Source organism: Pseudonocardia sp. N23, assembly GCF_002583555.1.
GTDB lineage: Bacteria > Actinomycetota > Actinomycetes > Mycobacteriales > Pseudonocardiaceae > Pseudonocardia.
This window is the reverse complement of the sequence record NZ_BEGX01000009.1, coordinates 57903-80608: the sequence shown is the minus strand read 5'-3', so window position 1 is coordinate 80608 and position 22706 is coordinate 57903. Positions and strand designations below refer to the sequence as shown.

Annotated in this window: 16 protein-coding genes, 1 pseudogene and 3 riboswitches; of the genes and pseudogenes, 14 read left to right on the top strand and 3 right to left on the bottom strand. The window is 73.8% G+C overall.

What is annotated here, in order from left to right:
- Positions 1-180 precede the first annotated feature (180 nt).
- The 8 genes from TOK_RS04785 to metE all read left to right on the top strand — a co-directional run bounded on the left by TOK_RS04785 (position 181) and on the right by metE (position 9999).
- Positions 181-753, top strand: a complete 573-nt coding sequence (locus tag TOK_RS04785; RefSeq protein ID WP_098956559.1) for a hypothetical protein — start codon at positions 181-183, stop codon at positions 751-753.
- Between the two features lie 244 nt (positions 754-997).
- Positions 998-2602, top strand: coding sequence for a SpoIIE family protein phosphatase (locus tag TOK_RS04780; protein ID WP_098956558.1), 1605 nt, complete (start codon positions 998-1000; stop codon positions 2600-2602).
- Positions 2599-2916, top strand: coding sequence for an STAS domain-containing protein (locus TOK_RS04775; RefSeq protein ID WP_098956557.1), 318 nt, complete (start codon positions 2599-2601; stop codon positions 2914-2916). Before TOK_RS04780 ends, TOK_RS04775 begins: the two co-directional genes overlap by 4 nt.
- 370 nt (positions 2917-3286) lie before the next feature.
- Entirely contained in the window at positions 3287-3724 is a 438-nt protein-coding gene (locus TOK_RS04770) for an SRPBCC family protein (protein ID WP_098956556.1), read from the top strand.
- Positions 3721-5328 carry an NAD(P)/FAD-dependent oxidoreductase gene (locus tag TOK_RS04765; protein WP_098956555.1) on the top strand — a complete coding sequence of 536 codons (1608 nt, stop codon included), beginning with the start codon at positions 3721-3723 and terminating at the stop codon, positions 5326-5328. The genes TOK_RS04770 and TOK_RS04765 overlap by 4 nt, the downstream gene beginning before the upstream one ends.
- A gap of 82 nt (positions 5329-5410) precedes the next feature.
- Positions 5411-5668 (top strand): hypothetical protein, encoded by a 258-nt coding sequence (locus tag TOK_RS04760; protein ID WP_141566264.1) that lies wholly within the window; start codon positions 5411-5413, stop codon positions 5666-5668.
- Between the two features lie 97 nt (positions 5669-5765).
- The gene (locus TOK_RS04755) at positions 5766-6908 is read left to right on the top strand and encodes an NAD(P)/FAD-dependent oxidoreductase (RefSeq protein WP_098956553.1); all 1143 of its coding nucleotides are present in this window, start codon (positions 5766-5768) and stop codon (positions 6906-6908) included.
- 466 nt (positions 6909-7374) lie between these two features.
- Positions 7375-7591: riboswitch (cobalamin riboswitch) on the top strand.
- A 119-nt stretch (positions 7592-7710) separates the two neighbouring features.
- The gene (metE, locus tag TOK_RS04750) at positions 7711-9999 is read left to right on the top strand and encodes a 5-methyltetrahydropteroyltriglutamate--homocysteine S-methyltransferase (protein ID WP_216361854.1); all 2289 of its coding nucleotides are present in this window, start codon (positions 7711-7713) and stop codon (positions 9997-9999) included.
- Positions 10000-10049: 50 nt separating this feature from the next.
- On the opposite strand, the gene TOK_RS04745 is transcribed toward metE, so the two are convergent.
- The 3 genes and pseudogenes from TOK_RS04745 to TOK_RS35225 form a co-directional block, all read right to left on the bottom strand.
- The gene (locus tag TOK_RS04745; protein ID WP_098956552.1) at positions 10050-11138 is read right to left on the bottom strand and encodes a ribonucleotide-diphosphate reductase subunit beta; all 1089 of its coding nucleotides are present in this window, start codon (positions 11136-11138) and stop codon (positions 10050-10052) included.
- Positions 11120-14008, bottom strand: coding sequence for a ribonucleoside-diphosphate reductase subunit alpha (locus TOK_RS04740; protein ID WP_098956622.1), 2889 nt, complete (start codon positions 14006-14008; stop codon positions 11120-11122). Before TOK_RS04740 ends, TOK_RS04745 begins: the two co-directional genes overlap by 19 nt.
- A gap of 130 nt (positions 14009-14138) precedes the next feature.
- Positions 14139-14351: riboswitch (cobalamin riboswitch) on the bottom strand.
- Positions 14352-14542: 191 nt separating this feature from the next.
- Positions 14543-14965: pseudogene (locus TOK_RS35225) on the bottom strand (4-hydroxyphenylacetate 3-hydroxylase N-terminal domain-containing protein); the annotation flags it as partial.
- 351 nt (positions 14966-15316) lie between these two features.
- A riboswitch (SAM riboswitch) is annotated at positions 15317-15411 on the top strand.
- 180 nt (positions 15412-15591) lie between these two features.
- On the opposite strand from TOK_RS35225, the gene TOK_RS04730 reads away from it, so the two are divergent.
- From TOK_RS04730 to TOK_RS04705, 6 genes are read left to right on the top strand one after another with little or no spacing between them, the layout of a single operon-like run.
- Positions 15592-17232, top strand: coding sequence for an ABC transporter substrate-binding protein (locus TOK_RS04730; protein ID WP_098956551.1), 1641 nt, complete (start codon positions 15592-15594; stop codon positions 17230-17232).
- Positions 17229-18188, top strand: a complete 960-nt coding sequence (locus tag TOK_RS04725) for an ABC transporter permease (protein WP_306305126.1) — start codon at positions 17229-17231, stop codon at positions 18186-18188. The genes TOK_RS04730 and TOK_RS04725 overlap by 4 nt, the downstream gene beginning before the upstream one ends.
- Positions 18185-19087, top strand: coding sequence for an ABC transporter permease (locus tag TOK_RS04720; RefSeq protein ID WP_098956550.1), 903 nt, complete (start codon positions 18185-18187; stop codon positions 19085-19087). The genes TOK_RS04725 and TOK_RS04720 overlap by 4 nt, the downstream gene beginning before the upstream one ends.
- The gene (locus TOK_RS04715) at positions 19084-20745 is read left to right on the top strand and encodes an ABC transporter ATP-binding protein (protein ID WP_098956620.1); all 1662 of its coding nucleotides are present in this window, start codon (positions 19084-19086) and stop codon (positions 20743-20745) included. Before TOK_RS04720 ends, TOK_RS04715 begins: the two co-directional genes overlap by 4 nt.
- A complete protein-coding gene (locus tag TOK_RS04710) occupies positions 20742-21905 on the top strand; it encodes an LLM class flavin-dependent oxidoreductase (protein ID WP_098956549.1) in 1164 nt (387 codons plus the stop codon). Before TOK_RS04715 ends, TOK_RS04710 begins: the two co-directional genes overlap by 4 nt.
- On the top strand, positions 21902-22699 hold the full coding sequence (locus TOK_RS04705) for a DUF1684 domain-containing protein (protein ID WP_098956548.1): 798 nt from the start codon (positions 21902-21904) through the stop codon (positions 22697-22699). Before TOK_RS04710 ends, TOK_RS04705 begins: the two co-directional genes overlap by 4 nt.
- Positions 22700-22706: the final 7 nt, after the last annotated feature.

The window sequence follows — 22706 nt, the reverse complement described above, 5'->3', positions numbered from 1 at the left end:
TCTCGATGTGATCCGGCTCGTCGTGCCACCGGTACGGATGGAAGGTTCAGCGGGGTACCGCCGCCGTGGCCGCCTCAGCGGTCCGGCACGGAGGCGGCGTGCCCGCTGCACCGGGGGTCAAACGTGCCGGCGCCGACGACGCTCGGGTTCCGACGGGGCCGGGCCGGGTAGGCGGGGGGAATGGGACCACTGCGAGGAGACCCCGCCGCCGACGTCGTCACACCGAACGGCGCCGACCCCGACGCGATGCGCACGTCGGCCCTGGCGGTGGCGGCCCGGGCGGCGGCGCTGGGCCTCGCCACCGGTGCGCGCAGCACGACGGCGGCCGCCGCACTCGTGCTGTCCTCGATGCCGACGGACCGCTCACCGCTGCACCGGCTCGCGACGACTCCCGCCAGGCTCGCGGCGTCGGCGGCCGTGCTCGGTGAGCTCACGGCCGACAAGCTGCCGATCGCCCCACCTCGTACCCGGCCGACGGGGCTGATCCCGCGTCTGCTGCTGGCCCCCGCCGTCGCCGTCGCCGCCGACCACCGCGACGATGCCGGGCCCGACGCCTGGACGGCGGTGTACGCGCTGGTCGCCGGGGCCGCTGCGGCGGCGGCCGCGCTCGGGGGCGTGCGGATGCGGGCCGTGCTCGCGCGACGGCTGGGATCCGACGTGCCCGGAGCGCTCGCCGAGGACGCGCTGGCGTGCACGCTGGCGTGGGTGGGCAGCAGGCGGGCGCCCGGCCCACGCGCGACGCCCGGCACCTGAGCCGGGCATGCCGTCAGAGCGCGGCGCCGCGGAGTCGCGATCGGCGTCGCGGAAGATCCGGGTGCTGCGTTGCCCGGTCGTCAGGCCATCGGGTCGTCGACCGGCCGCCCGGCGGTGCCGGACACCCGCAGACCCGCCGGCGGCGTGGCGACGTGGTACGCCGACGATCCCGGGCCGCGCATCCACGGCCGGTCCGGCGCCCGCCGAGCGTGACGGGCACGCGCACGAGGTGCAGGATCACCCGGTGCACCCGGCCGACACGTACGGAAAGCGGCTGCGCCGGTTGCAGGCGCTGACCGACGCGGACCTGGCACGGCTCGGCGTCGACGAACTGCTCGACGTCGTGCTCGAACGGGTCCGCGACCTGCTGTCGGTCGACACCGGCGCGGTCCTGCTGCTCGACCCGTCGGGTGCGTACCTGGTCGCGACGGCGACACTCGGCCTCGAGGAGGAGACCCGCCAGGGCGTCCGTATCCCCGTCGGGCGGGGGTTCGCCGGGCGCATCGCGCAGGAACGGTCGCCGGTGACGATCGACGAGGTCGACCACGGCAACGTCCTCAACCCGATCCTGCGCGAGAAGGGGATCCGTTCCCTGCTCGGCGTGCCCCTGTGCGTGGGGGAGGACCTCATCGGCGTCCTGCACGTCGGGACGCTCGCGCCGCGGGTGTTCACCGACGACGACGCCGAGCTGCTGCAGCTGGCCGCCGACCGGATCGCGCCGGCCACGCGAGCACGGATGACCGTGGCCGAGAAGACGGCGGCGTCCGCGCTGCAACGCAGCCTGCTGCCGGGGCTGCTCCCCGACATCCCGGGGCTGGAGTTCGCGGCGCGCTACGTGCCCGGTGGCGGGGGCGACGTCGGCGGCGACTGGTACGACGTGTTCGACCTGCCGTCCGGTCGCCTGTGCGTGGTGGTCGGTGACGTCGTCGGCCGCGGCCTTCCCGCGTCGGTCGCCATGGGCAGGCTGCGCAGCGCCGTCCGCGCGTACGCGCTGGTCAGCGACGACCCCGCCGAGATCCTGCGGCGGCTCGACGAGCAGGTCCGTCACTTCGAGCGCGACGTCCTGGCGACGGTCCTGTGTGCGGTCGTCGAGCCCACCCAGCACACCGTGCGCATCTCCTCGGCCGGGCACCCCCCGCCGGTGTACGCGGCCCCGGGGCGGCGCAGCGAGCTCGTCGACGTGCCGACCGACCCACCCGTCGGGCTGCCGCGCCCGCGCACCCGGCGCTCGGTCACCGTCGACCTGCCCGTCGGCGGCGGGCTGGTCCTCTACACCGACGGCCTCGTCGAACGCCGCCACGAGCCGCTGGATGCCGGCCTCGACCGGTTGGCCGACGCCGTGTCCCCGGGGCCGGCCGAGGTGGTCTGCGCCGCGGTGATGGGCCGGATGATCGGCGGCGAGCTGGCCGTCGACGACGTCGCGCTGCTCGTCGTGATGCGCACGCCGGGGCCGCCCGACGGGTCGTTGCGGCTGGTCGAGCCGGCCGTGCCGCGGTCGCTGCGGGTGGTGCGCCACGCCGTCCGCACCTACCTGGGCGCCGCGGGTGCGAGTCCGGAGAACGTCGCGGACATCGTCCTGGCGGTGGGGGAGGCCGCGGCCAACGTGGTCGAGCATGCCTACGGGCCCGCGGGTGGCATGCTGGAGGTGGAACTGGACCGCGACGGGAACCGGCTCACGATCACCGTCGCCGACACCGGCTCGTGGCGCGACGCCCGTGGCGTCAACCGCGGCCGGGGGACGGCGATGATCCGGGAGCTGGTCGACGAGGTGCAGGTCCACCGGCACCCGACGGGCACTCGCGTCGTGCTGACGACGACGATCGGCGGCGAACGGGAGAGGGACCGATGACCGAGGCACTCGTGACCTCACGCGAGACGGGCGGCGGGCACGTCGAGATCACACTGTCGGGCGAGATCGACCTGCAGAACGCCGACACGACGGAACGCCGGGTCAACGACCTCGTCGCCAACACGACGGAGTCCGTGACCGTCGACCTCTCCGGTCTGGACTACCTCGACAGCGCCGGCCTGCGGCTGCTGTTCGCACTGGCCTCACGGCTGGAGCTGCTGCAGGTGCGGCTCGACCTGCGGGTACCGCCGGGGTCGGTGGTGCGCCGGGCGGTCGACCTGTCGGGGCTCGCCGAGGTCGTCACGATCGGCTGACGGCTGCTCCCGACGGCGCCGGCGCTCACCGCCCGACCGACTGCCAGAACCCGCACCGGTGCTCGGCGGCGATGTCGGCGGGCGCGCGCTGCAGCGTCGCACCCGCCGGGCCCCGTCGCGGGCCCAGCGGGTGGCGAGCATCTGGTCGGTTAGCCCGAAGTCGCCCGCGCCCTCCAGGCCGGGAGGGACAGGTGGCCGAAGACACCGAGCCGGGTGGTCGACCGTCACCCGCCCGATCGAGGCGAGGCGTGCTGGACGCCGCTCCCGGGGGACACGCTCGTGCGGCACGCGGCGAGGCGACGTACCGTCCGCCGCACAGGGCGGTTCCGGGGGACGCCACGGGGTAGGCGACCGGCGGAGGTGGTGCGTGATGGTGGTCGAGCTGACCGTGCCGACGACGCCCGGCCAGGTCTTCGCCGTTCTTGCCGACGGCTGGAGCTACCCGTTGTGGGTGGTGGGTGCGACGCACATGCGTGACGTCGACGACGGCTGGCCCGCCGTCGGGACCCGGCTGCACCACAGCGTCGGGGTGTGGCCGTTGCAGGCCCACGACACGACGGAGGTCGTCGACGTGCGCCCGGGGGAGATGCTGGAGCTGCGGGCCCGGCTGTGGCCGACGGGTTCGGCCCGGATCGTGCTGGCCCTGCACGCGGACAGCGCCGGGACGCGCGTCGAGATGGACGAGTTCGCCGACTCCGGGCCCGCCACCCTGGTGCCGCGGGTGGTGCAGGACATGGTGATCGCGCCGCGCAACCGGGAGTCGCTGGCCCGCCTGGCGGCCATCGCGACCCGGCGGGGCGGGCGGTGAGCGACTCCGAGGTCGACGCGGTCGTCGTCGGTGGCGGGCACAACGGTCTCGTCGCCGCGAACCTGCTCGCCGACGCCGGGTGGGAGGTGCTGGTGTGCGAGGCGGCCGACGCGCCCGGCGGTGCGGTGCGCAGCGCCGAGATCACCGCACCTGGGTTCACCAGCGACCTGTTCAGCGCCTTCTACCCGCTGGGCGCGGCGTCGCCGGTGCTGCGCGAGCTCGACCTGGCGGCCCACGGCCTGCGCTGGCGCCACGCCCCGGCAGTGCTGGCGCACGTCACCCCCGACGATCGCTGCGCCGTGCTGTCGCGCGACCTCGACGTCACCGCCGCCGGGCTCGACGCCTGGGCACCGGGCGACGGTGACGCGTGGCGCGAGCTCGCCGCACAGTGGCAGCGCATCAGGGATCCGTTGCTGGAAACCGTGCTGCGGCCCTTCCCCCCGGTGCGTTCCGCGCCGCGGCTGCTGCGCGCCCTGGGCACCGCCGACGCGCTGCGGTTCGCGCGGATGCTCGTGGAGCCCGTCGCCCGGTTCACCCGCGAGCACTTCACCGGAGACGGCGCCGCGCTGCTGCTGGCGGGCAACGCCCTGCACACCGACCTCGGGCCCGACGCCGCGGGCAGCGCCGTGTTCGGCTGGCTGCTCGCGATGCTCGGCCAGGATGTCGGCTTCCCGGTGCCGCAGGGCGGTGCGGGCCGGCTCACCGACGCCCTCGTCGCCCGTCTCGGCTCCCGCGGTGGCCGGCTCGACGTCGGGCGCCCCGTGCGGCGGGTGCTCGTCGCGGGCGGGCGCGCGCTCGGGGTGCGCGACGCCGGCGGCGTCGCCGTGCGCGCCCGGCGCGCGGTCCTCGCCGACGTCGCCGCCCCGGTCCTCTACCGCGACCTGGTGGGGGAGGAGCACCTGCCGGGCCGGTTCGTCGACGACCTGCGCCGGTTCGAGTGGGACTTCGCGACCGTCAAGCTCGACTGGGCTCTCGACGGCCCTGTCCCGTGGACGGCGCCCGGCGCCCGGGGCGCCGGCACCGTGCACCTCGGCGTCGGCACAGACGGGATGCGCGGCTACGCCGCCGACCTCGCCGCGGGCCGGGTGCCGCGCGAGCCGTTCGTGCTGTTCGGCCAGATGACGACGGCCGACCCGACCCGCTCGCCCGCCGGCACCGAGTCGGCCTGGGCCTACACCCACGTGCCGCGCGACCTCGGCTGGGCGGGTGACGACGTACGCCGCCACGCCGACCTCGTCGAGAACGCCGTCGAACGCAATGCCCCCGGGTTCCGCGCCATGATCCGCGCCCGGAGCGTCGCCGGGCCCGCCGACCTGCAGGGCCGCAACGCGAGCCTCGTCGACGGCGCCATCAACGCCGGGACCGCCTCGATCCATCAGCAGCTCGTCTTCCGGCCCGTCCCCGGCACGGGCCGCGCCGACACCCCGGTCGACAGGCTCTTCCTCGCGGGCGCCTCCGCCCATCCCGGCGGTGCCGTCCACGGCGCGCCGGGAGCCAACGCCGCCCGTGCGGCGCTCGCCGCGGCGGGCGCGGCCGGCCCGCTCTACCGGGCTGCGACGCGGGCGATCCACCGCCGCCTGTACGCACCGTCGCGCAGTCTGTGAACGCCCGCCACACGGGTAGCCGACGCTGGTCGGCGGCCCGACCGGGTCGCCGCACCGATCGAGGCGGATGGCGAGGTGGGACGTGACGGACACCGTCGGCGACGTGATGCTCGCGCGGCTGCGCGACGTCGGCCGCCGTCGGGTACGCCAAGTTCTCCGGCGGCGTCGGGGTGTGCGCGGCGACGTCCGGCCCGACGTGCCGCCGATCCCGCCGCACGCGACCCCCGAACAGGCGATCTCGGTGCTGCAGGCCGTCCTCAAGGGCGACCCCGACGCGCGGCACCTCGTGGCGCAGGGGGTGCGCACGAAACTGCGGGAGTTCCTGCCCGGCAACGGGTGATTCGCGCCCGCCACCGGGTACGCCGTCCGCGGTCACGGGGGTACAGCAGCGTGCTTCCGTGGCCCCGGCCGTGACCGACCGACCCGAGAGGACTCCCGTGCCCGACGCCGATCTGCTCGTCATCGGAACCGGCCCCGCCGCCGTCGCCGCGGCCCGCGCCTACCGCGAGAACGATGGTGCCGGCGCGGTCGTGATGGTCACCGACGACGACGCCGCGCCCTACGAGCGTCCGCCGCTGTCGAAGGAGTACCTGCGCGGCGAGACCGCCGAGGGTGAGTTCCCGCTCGAGCTTTCCGCGGGCGTCGACCTGCGTACCGGCCGCACCGTCACCGGTCTCGACACCGCATCGGTCACCCTCGACGGTCACGAGCGGCTGACGTTCGGCTCCTGCGTCCTCGCCACCGGCGCCGAACCCGTGACGCTGCCCGTCCCCGGCGCCGACCATCCCGACGTCGCGTACCTGCGCACTCTCGCCACCGCCCGCACACTGCGCGAACGAGCCGGCAAGGCCGGGACCGCCGTCGTCGTGGGCTCAGGGTTCATCGGCTGCGAGGTCGCGGCGTCACTCGTGTCGACGGGCGTGTCGGTGACGGTCGTCAGCGCCGAGGAGGCGCCCCAGCAGGACCGGCTCGGTGCGGAGGTCGCGGGGCGGATCGCCGGCTGGCTGCGCGAGCTCGGCATCGAGCTGGTCACCGGTGCGCAGGTCGAGTCGATCGACGGCGGCCGCCGCGTCCGGATCCCGGGCCGGACCCTCGACGCCGATCTCGTCCTCGTCGCCGGTGGTGCCCGGCCGCGCACCGGACCCGCCGGATGGCTCGACACCCACGACGGGCGCATCGTCGTCGACGACCACATGCGGACCGGCGCCGAGGGCATCCTCGCCGCCGGTGACGTCGCATACGCCCTCAACGCCTCCGCCGGGCGGCACCTCGCCGTCGAGCACTGGGGTGACGCCGAGTCGATGGGGACTGTCGCGGGCATCACCGCCGCGGGCGGCGACGCCGTCTGGGACGGACCGCCCGGGTTCTGGACCGTCGTCGGGAGGCACACGCTGAAGTACGCGGCCTGGGGCGACGGCCACGACGAGATCGACGTCGTCGACCACGGCGACGGCGCGTTCACCGCCTGGTACGGACGCAACGGCGTTGTCGTCGGCGTTGCCGCGCACGGTGCCGACGACGACTACGAACGCGGCGGCGACCTCGTCCGCACCGGCGCGCCGTCCGGTTCGCACCGCTGACCCGTCCAGCGGGACCGGCCCGCACGAGCGCCTCACCGGTGAGCTGCTCACGGGCGCGGCCCTGCAGCGGCTCCGAGCCGCCCCCGGCGCGCAGGACCCGGCCCTGTGGACCGTCGACGACAACGGTTTCCCGTATCACGAGAGCGGCCTCGTGGTGCCCGCCCGCGACCTCGCCCGGGTGGGGCAGGCGGTCCTGGACGGCCGGGTGCCGCCGGAGTTCCTGGCCCGCAGCGGGATGCCGGGCGAACCGGCGTTCACCCAGGACGGTGCGACGTCGGCCACCGCAACGGCTGGTGGGTCCTGCCGAGGCCTGGTAGGGATGGGCGACCAGGGCCAGGTCATGGTCGTCAGCCGGTCGTGCGGCACCGTCGTCGTGCGGATGGGCGACGACGACGGTCCGAACGTCGCGCTGGCGCTGCGCCTGCAACAGCTCGGGCAGCGCATGGTTGAACCCGGCCCGCTCGGCTATCGTGATCACGCCGACGGTTCGCGCCGTTCCCCAGGGAGCGTCGCGAGGCAAGAGGGAACCCGGTGTGAGTCCGGGACTGCCCCGCAGCGGTGAGTGGGAACGACCGCCGTCATCAGCACTGGGAACGAGCCCGGGAAGCGACGGCCAGTAGGTCCGGCAGGACGACCTGTCACGCCCACGAGTCCGAACACCTGCCGCCGGTGCGTGCGCCGTCCGGCGTGCGCGGATCCGTGGCCTCGCGGGTGGGCCGGACGGACCCCGGGCACACGTGTGCCCGGTACGTCCCCTCGCTGCGGTGTCACCGATCTCCCCACCGCTCGCGAGGAGAGAGCCGTGACCGACACACAGGGGACGAACCGTCCCCGCCTGGGTACGACCGTGCTGGGGTATCCCCGCATCGGGCCCGACCGGGAGCTCAAGCGCGCCGTCGAACGCTACTGGCGACGTGAGACCACCGCCTACGAGCTGCGCGCCACCGCCGCCGAGCTGCGTGCGGCCACCCGCGCCGAGCTGCGCGACGCGGGTCTCGGCTCGGTGCCGGGCAACACGTTCTCGTTCTACGACCAGATGCTCGATGCGGCGCTGACCGTGGGCGCCGTCCCGGCCCGGTTCGCCGGGCACGCCGCGGGAGACCCGCTCGACCTGCTGTTCGCGATGGCCCGCGGCGCCGAGGGTGTGCCTGCGCTGGAGATGACCAAGTGGTTCGACACCAACTACCACTACCTGGTCCCCGAGATCGGGCCCGGCACCCGGTTCCGGCTCGCGGGCCGCACCCCGGTCGACGACGTCGTCGAAGGCCGTGAGCAGGGCATCCCGACCCGCCCGGTGCTCGTGGGTCCGGTGACGTTCCTGCTGCTGTCCAAGGCGGCCGACGGCGCGCCCGACGGCTTCGCGCCCCTGGACCTGCTCGACCCGCTGCTGGAGGTCTACGCGCAGCTGCTGACGGAGCTGTCGTGGGCGGGCGCGGAGTGGGTGCAGCTCGACGAGCCCGCATTCGCCGCGGACCGCACTCCGGCGGAGCTCGGCGCGCTGCGCCGCGCCTACGCCCGCCTCGGCGATGTCGCCGAGCGGCCGGGACTGCTCGTCGCCGGGTACTTCGGTTCGCTGGGGGAGGCGCTGCCGATCCTGGCCGACTCGCCCGTCGACGCGATCGCGCTCGACCTGGTCGCGGGCACGGCGGACGTCGACGCCGCCGGCGCCCTCACCGGGCTGCGCGACAAGACCGTGCTCGCCGGGGTGGTCGAGGGCCGCAACGTCTGGCGCACCGACCCCGACGTCGCGCTGTCGCGGGCGGCGCGGCTGCTGGGGTCGGCGGGCCGCGTCGAGATCTCGACGTCCTGCTCGCTGCTGCACGTGCCCTACGACGCGTCGCGGGAGACCACGCTGCCCGCCGACCTCGTCGAACGGCTCGCGTTCGCCCGCGAGAAGGTCACCGAGGTCGTGCTGCTCGGACGCGCCCTCGACGGAGAGGACGTCACCGCCGAGCTCGACGCGGCGCGGGCCCGGGCCGCGCGTCCGGCAGGTCGCGACGACCGCGTCCGGGCCCGCCTCGACGCGCTCGGCGCCGACCACTACCGGCGGGCCGACGGCGAGGTGCGTGCGAAGGCCCAGGCCTCCGCGCTGGACCTCCCGACGGTGCCGACGACCACGATCGGCTCGTTCCCGCAGACCGGGGAGATCCGCAAGGACCGCGCCGCACTGAAGGCCGGCCGCATCGACGACGCCGAGTACGTGCGCCGCATGCGCGCCGAGATCGAGCGGGTCGTGCGCCTGCAGGAGGGGATCGGGCTCGACGTGCTGGTGCACGGTGAGCCGGAGCGCAACGACATGGTGCAGTACTTCGCCGAGCACCTCGCCGGGTTCGCCGCGACGGAGCACGGCTGGGTGCAGTCCTACGGGTCCCGGTGCGTCCGTCCGCCGATCCTGCACTCCGACGTCTCCCGCGCGGCCCCGATCACCGTCGGCTGGAGCACGTACGCGCAGTCGCTGACCGACCGTCCGATGAAGGGCATGCTGACCGGACCGGTCACGATCCTCGCGTGGTCGTTCGTCCGCGACGACCAGCCGCTGGGCGAGACGGCCCGGCAGGTCGGCCTCGCGCTCCGCGACGAGGTGCGCGACCTGGAGGCTGCGGGGCTGCGGATCGTGCAGGTCGACGAGCCGGCGCTGCGGGAGACCCTGCCGCTGCGCCGCGCCGACCAGCCCGCGTACGTCGACTGGGCGGTCGACGCGTTCCGGCTCGTCACCGGCGGGGTCGCCGACTCGACCCAGATCCACACCCACCTCTGCTACTCGGAGTTCGGTGAGGTCGTGGCGGCGATCGACGCCCTCGACGCCGACGTCACGACCGTCGAGGCCGCCCGCTCGCGCATGGAGGTGCTCGACGCGCTGGGCAGCGGTGTGCCGCGGGGTCTCGGCCCGGGTGTGTACGACGTCCACTCGCCGGAGGTGCCGTCGGCCGCGACGATGACGGTCCTGCTCCGAGCCGCGCTCGACCGGATCGGTGCGCAGCGGCTGTGGGCCAACCCGGACTGCGGGCTCAAGACCCGCCGCGAGACCGAGGTCGTCGCGACCCTGCGCAACCTGGTGGCTGCCGCGGCGCAGGTCCGCGCCGCGGGCTGATCTCGTGAGTGGCGATGGTCGCCGCAGCGACCATCGCCACTCACAGGGCCTCAGTCCCAGTCCAGGCCGCCGCCCGTCTGGTACTCGATGACGCGGGTCTCGAAGAAGTTCTTCTCCTTCTTGAGGTCCATGGCCTCGCTCATCCACGGGAACGGGTTCTCGGTCTGACCGAACAGCGGGGCGAGGCCGATCTGCTCGGCCCGGCGGTCGGTGATGAAGTGCAGGTACTGCTCGCACAGGTCGGCCGAGAGTCCGAGGATGCCGCGCGGCATCGTGTCGTGGGCGTACGCGACCTCGAGCGCGCACGCCTCCCGCAGCATGCCGCGGATCTCCTCGGCGAACTCCGCCGTCCACAGGTGCGGGTTCTCGATCTTGATCATGTTGATGACGTCGATGCCGAAGTTCAGGTGGATCGACTCGTCGCGCAGGATGTACTGGTACTGCTCGGCGATGCCCACCATCTTGGTGCGCCGCCCGAGCGAGAGGATCTGCACGAAGCCCGTGTAGAACCACATGCCCTCGAAGATCACGTAGAACGCGACGAGGTCACGCAGGAACGCGCGGTCGGCCTCGGGCGTGCCGGTGCGGAAGTCCGGGTCCGACAGCGCGCGGGTGTGCTCGAGCGCCCAGGCGTCCTTGTCGGTGATCGACGGGACCTCCCGGTACATGTTGAACAGCTCGCCCTCGTCGAGCCCCAGGCTCTCGCACACGTACTCGAACGTGTGGGTGTGCACGGCCTCCTCGAACGCCTGGCGCAGCAGGTACTGCCGGCACTCCGGGTTGGTGAGGTTGCGGTAGACGGCCAGCACGATGTTGTTGGCCACCAACGACTCCGCCGTCGCGAAGAAGCCCAGGTTCCGCTTCAGCATCAAGCGCTCGTCGGCGGTGAGCCCCGTGGGGGACTTCCACAGCGCGATGTCGGCCTGCATCGAGACCTCGGTCGGCATCCAGTGGTTGGCACATCCGGCCAGGTACTTGTCCCACGCCCAGCGGTACTTCAGTGGCAGCAGCTGGTTGACGTCGGCGCGGCCGTTGATCATCCGCTTGGCGTCGGCGGCGACGCGTTCGCCGCCGCGGTCGATGCTCTCCAGCCCGGTGAGGGAGAGGGGCTCGGTCGCGGTCACTGGCAGGCCTCGCATTCGGGGTCCTCGATGCGGCAGGTGAGGGGCGCGGCGAACGGGGTGTCCCCGAGCGCCGACGGGGGAGTGGGCGGGACGGGTACCGCGGTCACGGTCGACGGGGCATCGGCGGACGTCGTCGCGGTGGCCGTCCCCGGCGCGGCCGTCACGCCGCGCAGCTTGCCGTCGGTGCCGCGCAGCGTGCTCTTCTCGACGTGGGTCGCCGACTGCGCACGCAGGTAGTAGGTGGTCTTGAGGCCCTTGTGCCAGGCCAGCCGGTACAGCTCGTCGAGCTTGCGGCCGCTGGGGGCGGCCAGGTACAGGTTCAGCGACTGCGCCTGGTCGATCCACTTCTGCCGCCGCGACGCCGCGTCGACCAGCCAGTGCGGCTCGATCTCGAAGGCCGTGGCGTAGAGCGCCTTGAGGTCCGCGGGCACCCGGTCGATCTCGGCGAGGCTGCCGTCGAAGTACTTGAGGTCGGCGACCATCACCTCGTCCCACAGGCCCCGGTCCTTGAGCGAGGCGACCAGGTGCGGGTTGACGACCGTGAAGTCGCCGGACATGTTGGACTTCACGAACAGGTTGCGGAACTGCGGCTCGATCGACTGGCCGACGCCGCAGATGTTGGAGATCGTCGCCGTCGGCGCGATGGCCATGACGTTGGAGTTGCGCATGCCGGTCTCCCGTACGCGCGAGCGCAGCCCGTCCCAGTCCAGGGTCGTCGACCGGTCGACGTCGAGCCCGTCGCCCGCACGCGCGGCGTCGAGCAGCGCGAGCGAGTCGATCGGCAGCACGCCCTGGCTCCACAGCGAGCCGTCGAAGCTCGCGTAGCGGCCGCGCTCGACCGCGAGGCCGTTGGACGCCGCGATGGCGTGGTAGCTCAGGTGCTCCATGCTCCGGTCGGCGAACTCGACGGCCGCGTCCGAGGCCAGCGGGATGCCCTGGGCGAACAGCGCGTCCTGGAAGCCCATCAGCCCCAGCCCGATCGGCCGGTGGCGCAGGTTCGACCGGCGGGCGTCGGGGATCGTGTAGAAGTTGATGTCGATCACGTTGTCGAGCATCCGCACGGCCGTGGTCACGGTGCGGCGCAGCTTCTCGGTGTCCAGCCCGTCGGCGGTGACGTGGCGGAGCATGTTGACCGAGCCCAGGTTGCAGACGGCCACCTCGTCGCCTGCCGAGGTGTTGAGCGTGATCTCGGTGCACAGGTTGGACGAGTGCACGACGCCCACGTGCTGCTGCGGGGAGCGCACGTTGCACGGGTCCTTGAACGTGATCCACGGGTGCCCGGTCTCGAACAGCATCGTGAGCATCCGGCGCCACAGCTCGACGGCGCGCACCCGCTTCGACACCCGGATCCCGCCGCGCTCCGCGGCGGCCTCGTACTCGCGGTAGCGGCGGGCGAAGGCGGTGCCGTAGAGATCGTGCAGGTCGGGGACCTCGTCGGGGGAGAACAGCGTCCAGTGCGCGTCGGCCTCGACACGGCGCAGGAACTCGTCTGGCACCCAGTTCGCGGTGTTCATGTCGTGGGTGCGACGCCGGTCGTCACCGGTGTTCTTGCGCAGGTCGAGGAACTCCTCGATGTCGACGTGCCACGTCTCCAGGTACGCGGCCGCCGCACCCTTGCGCTTGCCGCCCTGGTTGACCGCGACCGCGGTGTCCGAGGCGATCTTGAGGAACGGGACGACGCCCTGGGACTCGCCGTTGGTGCCCTTGATGTGCGCGCCGAGGCCGCGGACCGGTGTCCAGTCGTTGCCGAGGCCGCCCGAGTACTTGGCGAGCAGCGCGTTGTTCTTGTAGGCCTGGAAGATCGAGTCGAGGTCGTCGTCGACGGTGGTGAGGAAGCACGACGAGAGCTGGGGCCGCGTGGTCCCGGAGTTGAACAGCGTCGGGGTGGACGCCATGAAGTCGAACGAGGACAGCAGCTCGTAGAACTCGATCGCGCGGGCCTCGCGGTCGATCTCGCGCACCGCCAGCCCCATCGCGACCCGCATGAAGAACGCCTGCGGCAGCTCGAACCGGGTGGTGTGGTGGTGCAGGAAGTAGCGGTCGTAGAGGGTCTGCAGGCCGAGGAAACCGAAGTCGAGATCCCGGTCGGCGCGGATCGCGGCGCTCATGCGGTCGAGGTCGAACCGTTCCAGCTCCGGGTCGACCAGCTCCAGCTCGACCGCGCGGCGCAGGTAGGCGCGGAAGTACGCGGGGTACTCTTCCCGCATCCCGGCGTGGCCGAGCGCGCGCGGCGTGTCGGCCAGGTACGTCAGGGTCTCCCCGCGTAGCCGGTCGAGCAGCAGCCGGGCGGCGACGAGGGAGTAGTTCGGCTCCCGCTCGACGAGCGTGCGCGCGGCCATCTCCTGGGCCTGTGCGAGCTCGGTGGCGGCGATGCCGTCGTAGAGGGTGCGACGGACCTCGGCGAGCACGGGCCCTGCGCTCACGTCGTCGACGCCGGTCACGGCCTCCCCGACGACCGTCTCCACCCGGTCCCAGTCGAGCGGGACGCGGCTGCCGCCGCGGTCGGTGACGTGCAGCGTCGCCTCGGCGGCGGCCGGAGCCGCGGCCTCGCGGGCCCGGGCGTGCTCCTCCCGGTAGAGCACGTAGGAGCGGGCGACCTTGTGATGCCCGCCGCGCATCAGCGAGAGCTCGACCTGGTCCTGGATCTGCTCGACGTGCACCGCGGGCACCGGGAACCGGCGCAGGGCGGCGATGACCTGGCCGGTGAGGTCCTCGACCAGCTCGCGCACCCGCGACGCCCCGCCGGCCGCGCCCTCGGTGTTGACGAACGCCTTCGTCAGCGCGACGGAGATCTTCGAGGCGTCGAAGTCGGAGACGCTCGCGTCGCGGCGCACGACGCGCAGCTGTTCGGGGGGTGTGTCGGTACGGACGGGTGTATCGGGCATCGTCGGTGCTGCCACGGGCTCTCTCCTCGCGAGCTCGACCGGAGCCGGAGCCGTGGGGGCACGCGCGGAGAGGGCCGGGGACCGGCGCCCGTCCGTGGCGCCTTCCCTCGAGGCTCCGGACGCGCGCACCGGAGGTGCGCGCACTGATGGCAGGTCTTCGGACTCGCGGGCGTGGCAGGGACACCTGCCGGACCTACTGACCGTCGCTTCCCGGGCTCTCGCCCAGTGCGTCATGACGGCGGTCGTTCCCACTCACCGCTGCGGGGCAGTCCCGGACTCGCACCGGGTTCCCTCTTGCTCCGCCCCGCGGGATGCGAGGCGAACCACCAGTGATCCAGACACTACATGTTGGGTAGTCGATCCGTCGTCACCCCCAGGTGTCGTGTTTGTCTGGACGCGGCGTACTGTCCGCCGCAGTCGCGCGTGATCGACATCCGGTGTGATCGGCCTGATCGCGGCGGCGCTCGACATGCCCGTCGGGGACGTCCGCGACGAGCCGGCGAGCTCGGGGCGGCGGTCGCGGAAGACGCGGTCGCGGGGGATGGGGACGTCGTCGAACACGGTCAGCGACCCGAGCAGCTTGTGCCGCGACGGGATCGGTAAGCCGAACCCGTCGAGCTCGCCCGGGAGGTAGGCGGAGACGTGGCGGCTCAGTTCCGGGGTGTCGACGGGCACCGCGAACGACACGGCCCAGTCGGCGTCGCCTGGGCCCGTCGCGCGGGTGGGCGGCACGACGATCTCGTCGGCATCGGCCGAGAACGAGGTGTGGGTCTTGGTCTCGCGCACGGTGATGGAGTCCGCGTCGCTGTCGACGATGCGCAGGTAGAGGTCGGGAGCCGCCTGCTGCGACGGGCCGAGCGACCGGTCGCCCTTGACGTCGGTCTGGGCGACGGCGGGCGCGAGGTCGTCGCGGCGGCAGCGGTCGACGCAGGCGCGGGCGTTGGCCAGCCCCTCCACCCTCGGTGGCCCGCAACAGGGCGAACAGCGCGTCGGAGCCGACCTCCTCGAGCACGTCGCGCCGCCGGCCACACGCGAGGCGCACCACCGCGGTCCGCGGGCCGACGGAGGGCGCTCACGTGTATCTCGCTGCGCGAGTCCGCACGTGGCCGTCGCCACTCCGGTCGTGGTTCCGCCCTGTCCGGGGGACAGGAGATGATCGGCCGCACCCTCGCCGACCTGCGACGACCCGCTCGGGGTCGGAGAGGACCGGACCGGTTGCGGAGCCGTTCCACATCACGGGATCAGATGTCCGGATTGACAGGAACCGCCGCCCGCTCCGTACTGTCGGCTCACGGCGGGTGACCGCCGGGACCATCCAGAGCGGCCGAGAGACCTGGCTCGACGACGCCGCAGCAACCCCCCGCGACCGCGGGCGAGGGTGCTCATGCCGGGAACGATGGAGGCGGTCATGGGGACATACCGGGGTGCATACCGGCTGCACGTCGATCTCCTGCGAGTGACCAGCGCGGCCTGTCCGGCCTGAGCAGGTCGTCGACCCCTCCCGCTCACCCCACCCGACCCCGTCGGCGCCGCACCTGCGTGGCGCGGACCGGGCAGGGCACCCCGAAGGACGCACACCCCCGATGCGCACGATCCACCTCGCCGGCTCCCGGCGCGGCCCCGGCAGGCTGCGCGCCGCCGCCGCGGCCCTCACGACATCCGCCGTACTGCTGCTGGCCGCGTGCGGCTCCGGCGCCGCGACCGGCCCGGCCGCCGACGCCGGCCCGCCCACTGCGGGCGGCACGCTGCGCTTCGCCGTGTCCAGCGACCAGGGATGCCTCGACCCCCAGCAGGTCACCAGCAACGACTCGGTCTACTCGGTGCGCCAGCTGGTCGACTCGCTCACCGACCAGGACCCGGCGACGGGCGACATCAAGCCCTGGCTGGCGACGACATGGACGGTGGCGCCCGACGCGACGTCCTACACGTTCACGCTGCGCCCGGGCGTCACCTTCAGCGACGGCACCCCGCTCGACGCGAACGTCGTGAAGGCGAACTTCGACGCGGTACCGAAGCTGGGTGTGCGGGCGTCGCTGCCCAAGGGCTACCTCGCGGGCTACACCGGCACGACCGTGACCGGGCCGGACACCTTCACCGTCTCGTTCTCGGTCCCGAACGTCCAGTTCCTGCAGGCGACGTCGACCCACAGCCTGGGCATCCTGTCGGCGGCGACGGTCGCGGAGAGCGATGACGAACGGTGCGCCGCGGTCGTCGGATCGGGCCCGTTCGTCGTCGAGAGCTACACGAAGAACCAGTCGACCGTCCTCGCCAAGCGGGCGGGGTACGCGTGGGGCTCGGCGCTGTTCGCCCACCCCGGCGAGGCCTATCTCGACAAGCTGGAGTTCCGCGTCGTCCCCGAGTCCGGGGTGCGCACCGGTTCGCTGCAGTCGAACGAGGTCGACGCGATCACCAGCATCGGCCAGCAGGACGAGGCGCCCTTGACGGCCGCGGGCGTCCAGCTGCTGGCGCGGGCCAACCCCGGCCTGCCGTTCCAGATCGCGTTCAACCTGTCCAAGCCGGTCGTGTCCGACCCGGCGGTGCGGACCGCGTTGTCGCTGTCGATCAACCGGCCCGAGGTCGTCTCGGCGATCTACACCTCGCAGACCAAGCCGGCGACGAGCGCGCTCGCGTCGAGCACCCCGGACTACACCGACCAGTCGGCGCAGCTCGGGTTCGACCTCGCGAAGGCGCAGCAGACCCTCGACAGCGCAGGCTGGGCCCGCGGACCGGACGGCATCCGCGCCAAGGACGGGCAGCGCCTGACGATCCCGGTGGTCTACGCGAACAACCTGGGCAGCGTGAAGCCGACCCTGGAGCTGCTGCAGCAGCAGGCCGCAGCGGCGGGTATCGACCTTCAGCTCGACGAGAAACAGATCTCCGACGTCGCGGCGATCCAGCAGAGCGGCGACTTCTCCGGCCTGTGGTTCAACCTCACCCGGGCCGACCCCGACATCCTGCGCAGCCAGTACTGGAGCGGCGGGGTCAACATCCTGCGGTTCCCGCCGAGCCCGCTCGACCAGCCGCTGACCGCGCAGGCCTCGGCGGCCGACCCGGCGACGCGCAGCACGCTGGTCGCCGACGCCCAGCGCAACCTGCTGGCCCAGTACTACGTCGTCCCCGTCGTCGAGCTGACGACGGTCCTGGCGCTGGCGTCCACCACGCACGGTGTCACGTTCGACGCGTCGTCGCGCATCCAGCTCCACGACGCCTGGAAGTCGCAGTGACGGTTCCGCCGCTGGCCCGCTACCTCCTCCGGCGAGTCGTGCTGGCGGCCGGGGTGCTGTGGGCGGCGTTCACGGTGTCGTTCGTCGTGCTCTACCTGCTGCCGGGCGACCCGGTCGCGACGATGGCGAGCGGCGGGCTCGACGGCGAGCCGGTGAGCCCGGCGCAGCTCGCGGAGCTGCGCGCCCGCTACGGGCTCGACGAGCCGTTCGCCGTGCAGTACCTGCACCGCCTCGGTGCCGCCCTGACCGGCGACTTCGGGGCCTCGATCCAGAACGGGCAGGACGTCGGCGTCGCGGTGGCACAGACGTTGCCGCCGACGCTGGAGATCGCGGTGCTCGGCCTCGGGTTCGCGATCGTCTTCGGCGGCGCGCTCGCGCTGCTGGCGACGTACACGCGGGCGCGCTGGCTGCGGCAGTCCCTGCTGGCGCTGCCGTCGCTCGCGGTGTCGCTGCCGGTGTTCTGGGTCGGGCTGATGCTCGTGCAGATCGTGGCGTTCGGCTGGCGGCTGCTGCCGTCGGGCGGGGTCGCGGGCCCGGCGTCGGCGATCCTTCCCGCGGTCACGCTGGGGCTGACCACTGGGGCGCTCGTCGCGCAGGTGCTGGCCAAGAGCCTGAGCCAGGCGCTCGACCAGCCGTACACGACGACCGCACGCGCGAAGGGTGCCGACCCGGTCGCGGTGCACCTGCGCCACGCGCTGCCCAACGCGGCGGTGCCCGCGCTGACGGTGCTCGGCTACGTCACCGGCAACCTGCTGGCGGGCACGGTCGTCGTCGAGACGGTGTTCACCCGGCCCGGGCTGGGCCGGCTCACCGTGACCGCGGTCGGGGCCCAGGACATCCCGCTGGTGCAGGGGATCGTCGTGTTCGCGGCGCTGGTGTTCGTCGTGGTCAACCTGGTGGTCGACCTGGTCCACCCGCTGCTCGACCCGAGGATCGCGACGGGGGTGTACGCGTGACCGAACTGCTCGTGCGGGAGATCGCCACCGGGACCGGGGCGCCACCGGTCCCGGTGCCGCACCCGGGTGGGCGGTGGCGCCGGCTCGGCCGGTTCCTGCTGCACCGGCCCGGGCTCGTCGTCGCCGTGCTGGTCGTCCTCACCGTGCTGGTCGCAGCGTTCGCGCCGCACGTGCTCGCGCCGGGGGACCCGTCGGCCGGCCTGCCCGCGCAGAAGCTGCGCCCACCGGCTCCCGGACACTGGTTCGGCACCGACTACCTCGGCCGCGACATCTGGACCCGGGTCGTGCACGGCGCGGCACTGTCGTTGCAGGCCACGGTGGTCGCCGTCGCGGTCGCGCTCGTCGCGGGCGGGCTGGTGGGGCTGCTGGCCGGGTTCGTCCGCGGCTGGGTCGACGAGGCCCTGATGCGCATCGTCGACGTCCTGATGGCGATCCCGGCGATCCTGCTCTCGCTCGCCCTGATCACCGCACTCGGCTACGGCACGCTCAACGTCGCGATCGCCGTCGGCGTGGCGAGCGTCGCGAACTTCGCCCGCGTCATGCGGTCGGAGACGCTGCGCATCCGGCAGTCGGTGTACGTGGAGGCGGCGCGCGCCGTCGGGACCCGCTGGTACGTGACGCTGCGCCGGCACGTGCTGCCGAACGCGGCCGGACCGATCGCCGTGCTGGCCGTGCTGGAGTTCGGGCTGGCGATCCTCGCGATCTCGTCGCTGAGCTTCCTCGGCTTCGGGGCTCCACCACCCGCGCCCGAGTGGGGCTCGCTGATCGCCGAGGGCCGCAACTACCTCGCGACGTCGTGGTGGCTGTGCGCCATGCCCGGCCTGACGATCGCCGCGACCGTGCTGTCGGTCAACCGCATCTCCCGGGCGCTCGACGGCGAGTGGGCGGCGGCGCGATGACGGACCAGCCGTTGTTGCAGGTCCGGGACCTGGAGGTCACCTACCGCACCGGTGGGACCGAGGTGCCCGCGCTGCGCGGGGTGTCGCTCGACATCGCACCCGGCGAGGTCGTCGCCGTCGTCGGCGAGTCGGGGTCCGGCAAGTCCACGCTCGCGCACGCGGTCGTCGGGCTGTTGGCGCCCAACGCCTCCGTGGGGGCCGGCAGCGTCGTGCTCGGCAGGGACGAGCTGCTCGGGCGCTCCGAGCGGGCGCTGCGCCCGATCCGCGGCCGCCGCATCGGGCTGGTCCCGCAGGACCCGACGGTGTCGCTCAACCCGGTGCAGCGCGTCGGCCGCCAGGTCGCCGAGGCGCTGCGCGTGCACGGCCTCGCCTCCCGGCGCGGTGCCCGGCTCGCCGCGATCGACCTGCTCGGACGTGCCGGGCTGCCCGAGCCGCACGTGCGGGCGGGGCAGTACCCGCACGAGCTGTCCGGCGGGATGCGCCAGCGTGTCCTCATCGCGATCGCGATCGCCGCCGGGCCCGCGCTGCTGATCGCCGACGAGCCCACGAGCGCGCTGGACGCGACCGTCCAGAAGCGCATCCTCGACCACCTCGAAGAGCTGACCCGCGAGACCGGGACCGCGGTCCTGCTCGTCACCCACGACCTGGGCGTGGCCGCGGACCGGGCCGACCGGATCGCGGTCATGTCCGGCGGGCTGCTCGTCGAGCAGGGACCGACGGCCCGGATCCTCGCCGCGCCCACCGACCCGTACACGCGCAAGCTGCTCGCGGCCGCGCCCGGCCTGACCGGAGCACCCGCGCGGGTCGTGGTGCCGGCGCGCCGCGCGCCCACCGAGGACGTCGACCCGACGGCCCCTCCGTTGGTGTCGGTGCAGGGCCTGGTCAAGGACTTCCCGTTGCCGCGCTCGGCCGGGCGCGACGCGACCCAGCGCGCCGTCGACGACGTCTCCTTCGACATCTGGCGCGGTGAGACGCTCGCCCTCGTCGGCGAGTCCGGCTCCGGGAAGTCGACGACCGCGCGGCTCGTGCTGCGCCTCGCCGACCCCACCGCGGGCACGGTCACGTTCGACGGGACCGACGTCACGAGGCTGCGGGGCGAGGCGTGGCGGGCGCTGCGGCGCCGGGCCCAGCTCGTCTACCAGAATCCCTACGCCTCGCTCGACCCACGCTTCACCGTCACCGAGGTGATCGCGGAACCGCTACGCGCCTTCACGGTCGGCACGGCGGCCCAGCAACGGTCCCGGGCGGCCGACCTCGTCGACCGGGTGGCGCTGCCGGTGTCGGTACTCGACCGCCGGCCGGCGGAGCTCTCCGGCGGCCAGCGCCAGCGCGTCGCGATCGCCCGGGCCCTCGCGCTGGAACCCGATCTCGTGGTGTGCGACGAACCCGTGTCCGCGCTCGACGTGTCGGTGCAGGCCCAGGTCCTCGACCTGCTCGCCGAGCTGCAGGCCGAGCAGCGGCTGGCCTACCTGTTCATCTCCCACGACCTCGCCGTCGTGCGTCGCATCGCCCACCGCGTCGGCGTGATGCGCGACGGGAAGCTGCTGGAGCTCGCGCCCACCGAGGAGCTGTTCGCGGCGCCGCGCGAGGACTACACCCGTGAGCTGCTGGCCGCCGTCGCCGGCAGCAGGACCCGGAAGGTGGAGGCCGCGTCATGACCGTTCCGTTGTCGGTACTCGATCTGTCCCCGGTCCCGGCCGGTGGCACGCCCGCCGACGCCCTGCACCACACCCTCGACCTCGCGCGCGCCGCCGAGCGCGCCGGCTACCTGCGCTACTGGGTCGCCGAGCACCACCTCGTGCCGGGCGTCGCGTCGTCGTCGACGTCGGTGCTGGTGGCCCACCTCGCCGCCGCGACGACCACGATCCGCGTCGGGTCCGGGGCGGTCCAGCTCCCGCACACCGCGCCGATCCAGATAGCCGAGCAGTTCGGCACCACGGCCGCCCTGTACCCGGGCCGCGTCGACCTCGGGCTCGGCCGCTTCGACCTCCAGAAGATCCTCGCCATCGCCGCGCGGGGCGCGGGCCCGGCCGGACCCGGCGGCGAGCCTGCCCCGGCGCGGGTCGTCGGCGGGCTGCTGATCCCGCGGCAGGCCGGGTTCATCGGTGACCTGTCGCAGTTCGTGGCGCTCGCGGGGCTGCTGGGCATCTCCCCGGACTCCCCGCCGCAGGACTACCACCGCCAGGTCGCCGACGTCCTGTCCTATGTGGAGGGGACGGCAACCGACGCCGACGGCCGGCCGCTGACGGTGCTGCCCGCCGAGGGCGCCGACCTCGACGTCTGGGTTCTCGGCTCCAGCGCCGGTACCAGCGCGGACGTGGCCGGGGCGCTCGGACTGCCCTTCGCGGCGAGCTACCACACGGTGCCGCACACCGTCCTGGAGACGGTCGCCGCGTACCGGGCGGCGTTCCGCCCGTCGGCGCGGCTGGCCCGGCCGCACGTCATGGTGTCCGCCGACGTGGTCGTCGCCGAGACCGACGAGCGTGCCCGCGACCTCGCCGCCCCCTACGGCGGATGGGTTCTCGACATCCGCGCGGGCCGCGGCGCCCAGCCCTACCCGACGCCCGCGCAGGCCAGGGCCAGGGCCTGGACCGACGCCGAACGGGCCGCGGTCACCGACCGCGTCGACACCCAGTTCGTCGGCTCCCCGGGCACGGTCGCCGCCGGGCTGGAGACGCTCGTGCGGGTCACGGGCGCCGACGAGCTGCTGGTCACGACCATCACCACCGACCACGCCGACCGCGTCGCGAGCCACGAGCTGCTGGCCGCGGAGTGGGCACACCGCGGCGCCGGCGCACTACGGAGGACCTCCGCATGACCACCACCGAGAGCGCTCTCGTCGCCGACTGGGAGACCTGGCACCGCGACCGGGAGGACCTGCTGGCGACCCCGCACGGCTGGCTGTCGCTGACCGGCCTGCACTGGCTCGACGAGGCGCCGGCCGCCTACCCGGACCTGCCGGGGACGTGGCGGGCGACCGGTGACGGCGGCGTCGAGCTCGTCGTCGACGCGGACGCCGCCGTGTCCGTCGACGGCACACCCGTGGCCGGCACGGTCCGGGTCGATCCCGTCGACGGCAAGCCCGGTGTGCTCGTCGCGGTGCGGGAGCGGCGGGTGGAGGTCATCCGCCGCACCGACTCCTACGCGCTGCGGGTGCGCGACCCGCGGGCCGTGACGCGCACCGCGTTCGCGGGAGTCCCCGCCTTCCCGGTGGAGCAGCGCTGGGTGCGGCCCGGCCGCTTCGAGCCCTACCCCGCGCCGCGGCCCATCACGGTCGGTGCCGTCGTCGAGGGACTCATGCACCGGTTCGAGGCCATGGGCGAGGTCGTGTTCGACCTCGACGGTGCTGAGCAGCGGCTCGTCGCGCTCGCCGGGCTGTCGGTGCACTTCCGCGACGGTTCGTCCGGGGACTCGACCTACGGCGGCGGCCGGGCGGTGCTGAACGCCGATCCCGCCGCGGACGGCTCGGTGACGGTCGACCTCAACCGCGCGTCGAACCTGCCGTGCGCGTTCACCTCCCACGCGACGTGCCCGCTCCCACCCGCCGGGAACGTCGTGACCGCCCCGGTCGAGGCGGGCGAGAAGACCCCGCCGCGCCCCGACCTGGCCTGAGCTCGGG

Coding starts and splice junctions, on each gene's coding strand:
- TOK_RS04785 (WP_098956559.1), top strand. CDS start 181: ATGGGACCACTGCGAGGAGACCCCGCCGCCGACGTCGTCACACCGAAC.
- TOK_RS04775 (WP_098956557.1), top strand. CDS start 2,599: ATGACCGAGGCACTCGTGACCTCACGCGAGACGGGCGGCGGGCACGTC.
- TOK_RS04770 (WP_098956556.1), top strand. CDS start 3,287: ATGGTGGTCGAGCTGACCGTGCCGACGACGCCCGGCCAGGTCTTCGCC.
- TOK_RS04745 (WP_098956552.1), bottom strand. CDS start 11,138: ATGCGAGGCCTGCCAGTGACCGCGACCGAGCCCCTCTCCCTCACCGGG.
- TOK_RS04740 (WP_098956622.1), bottom strand. CDS start 14,008: ATGCCCGATACACCCGTCCGTACCGACACACCCCCCGAACAGCTGCGC.
- TOK_RS04730 (WP_098956551.1), top strand. CDS start 15,592: ATGCGCACGATCCACCTCGCCGGCTCCCGGCGCGGCCCCGGCAGGCTG.
- TOK_RS04715 (WP_098956620.1), top strand. CDS start 19,084: ATGACGGACCAGCCGTTGTTGCAGGTCCGGGACCTGGAGGTCACCTAC.
- TOK_RS04710 (WP_098956549.1), top strand. CDS start 20,742: ATGACCGTTCCGTTGTCGGTACTCGATCTGTCCCCGGTCCCGGCCGGT.
- TOK_RS04705 (WP_098956548.1), top strand. CDS start 21,902: ATGACCACCACCGAGAGCGCTCTCGTCGCCGACTGGGAGACCTGGCAC.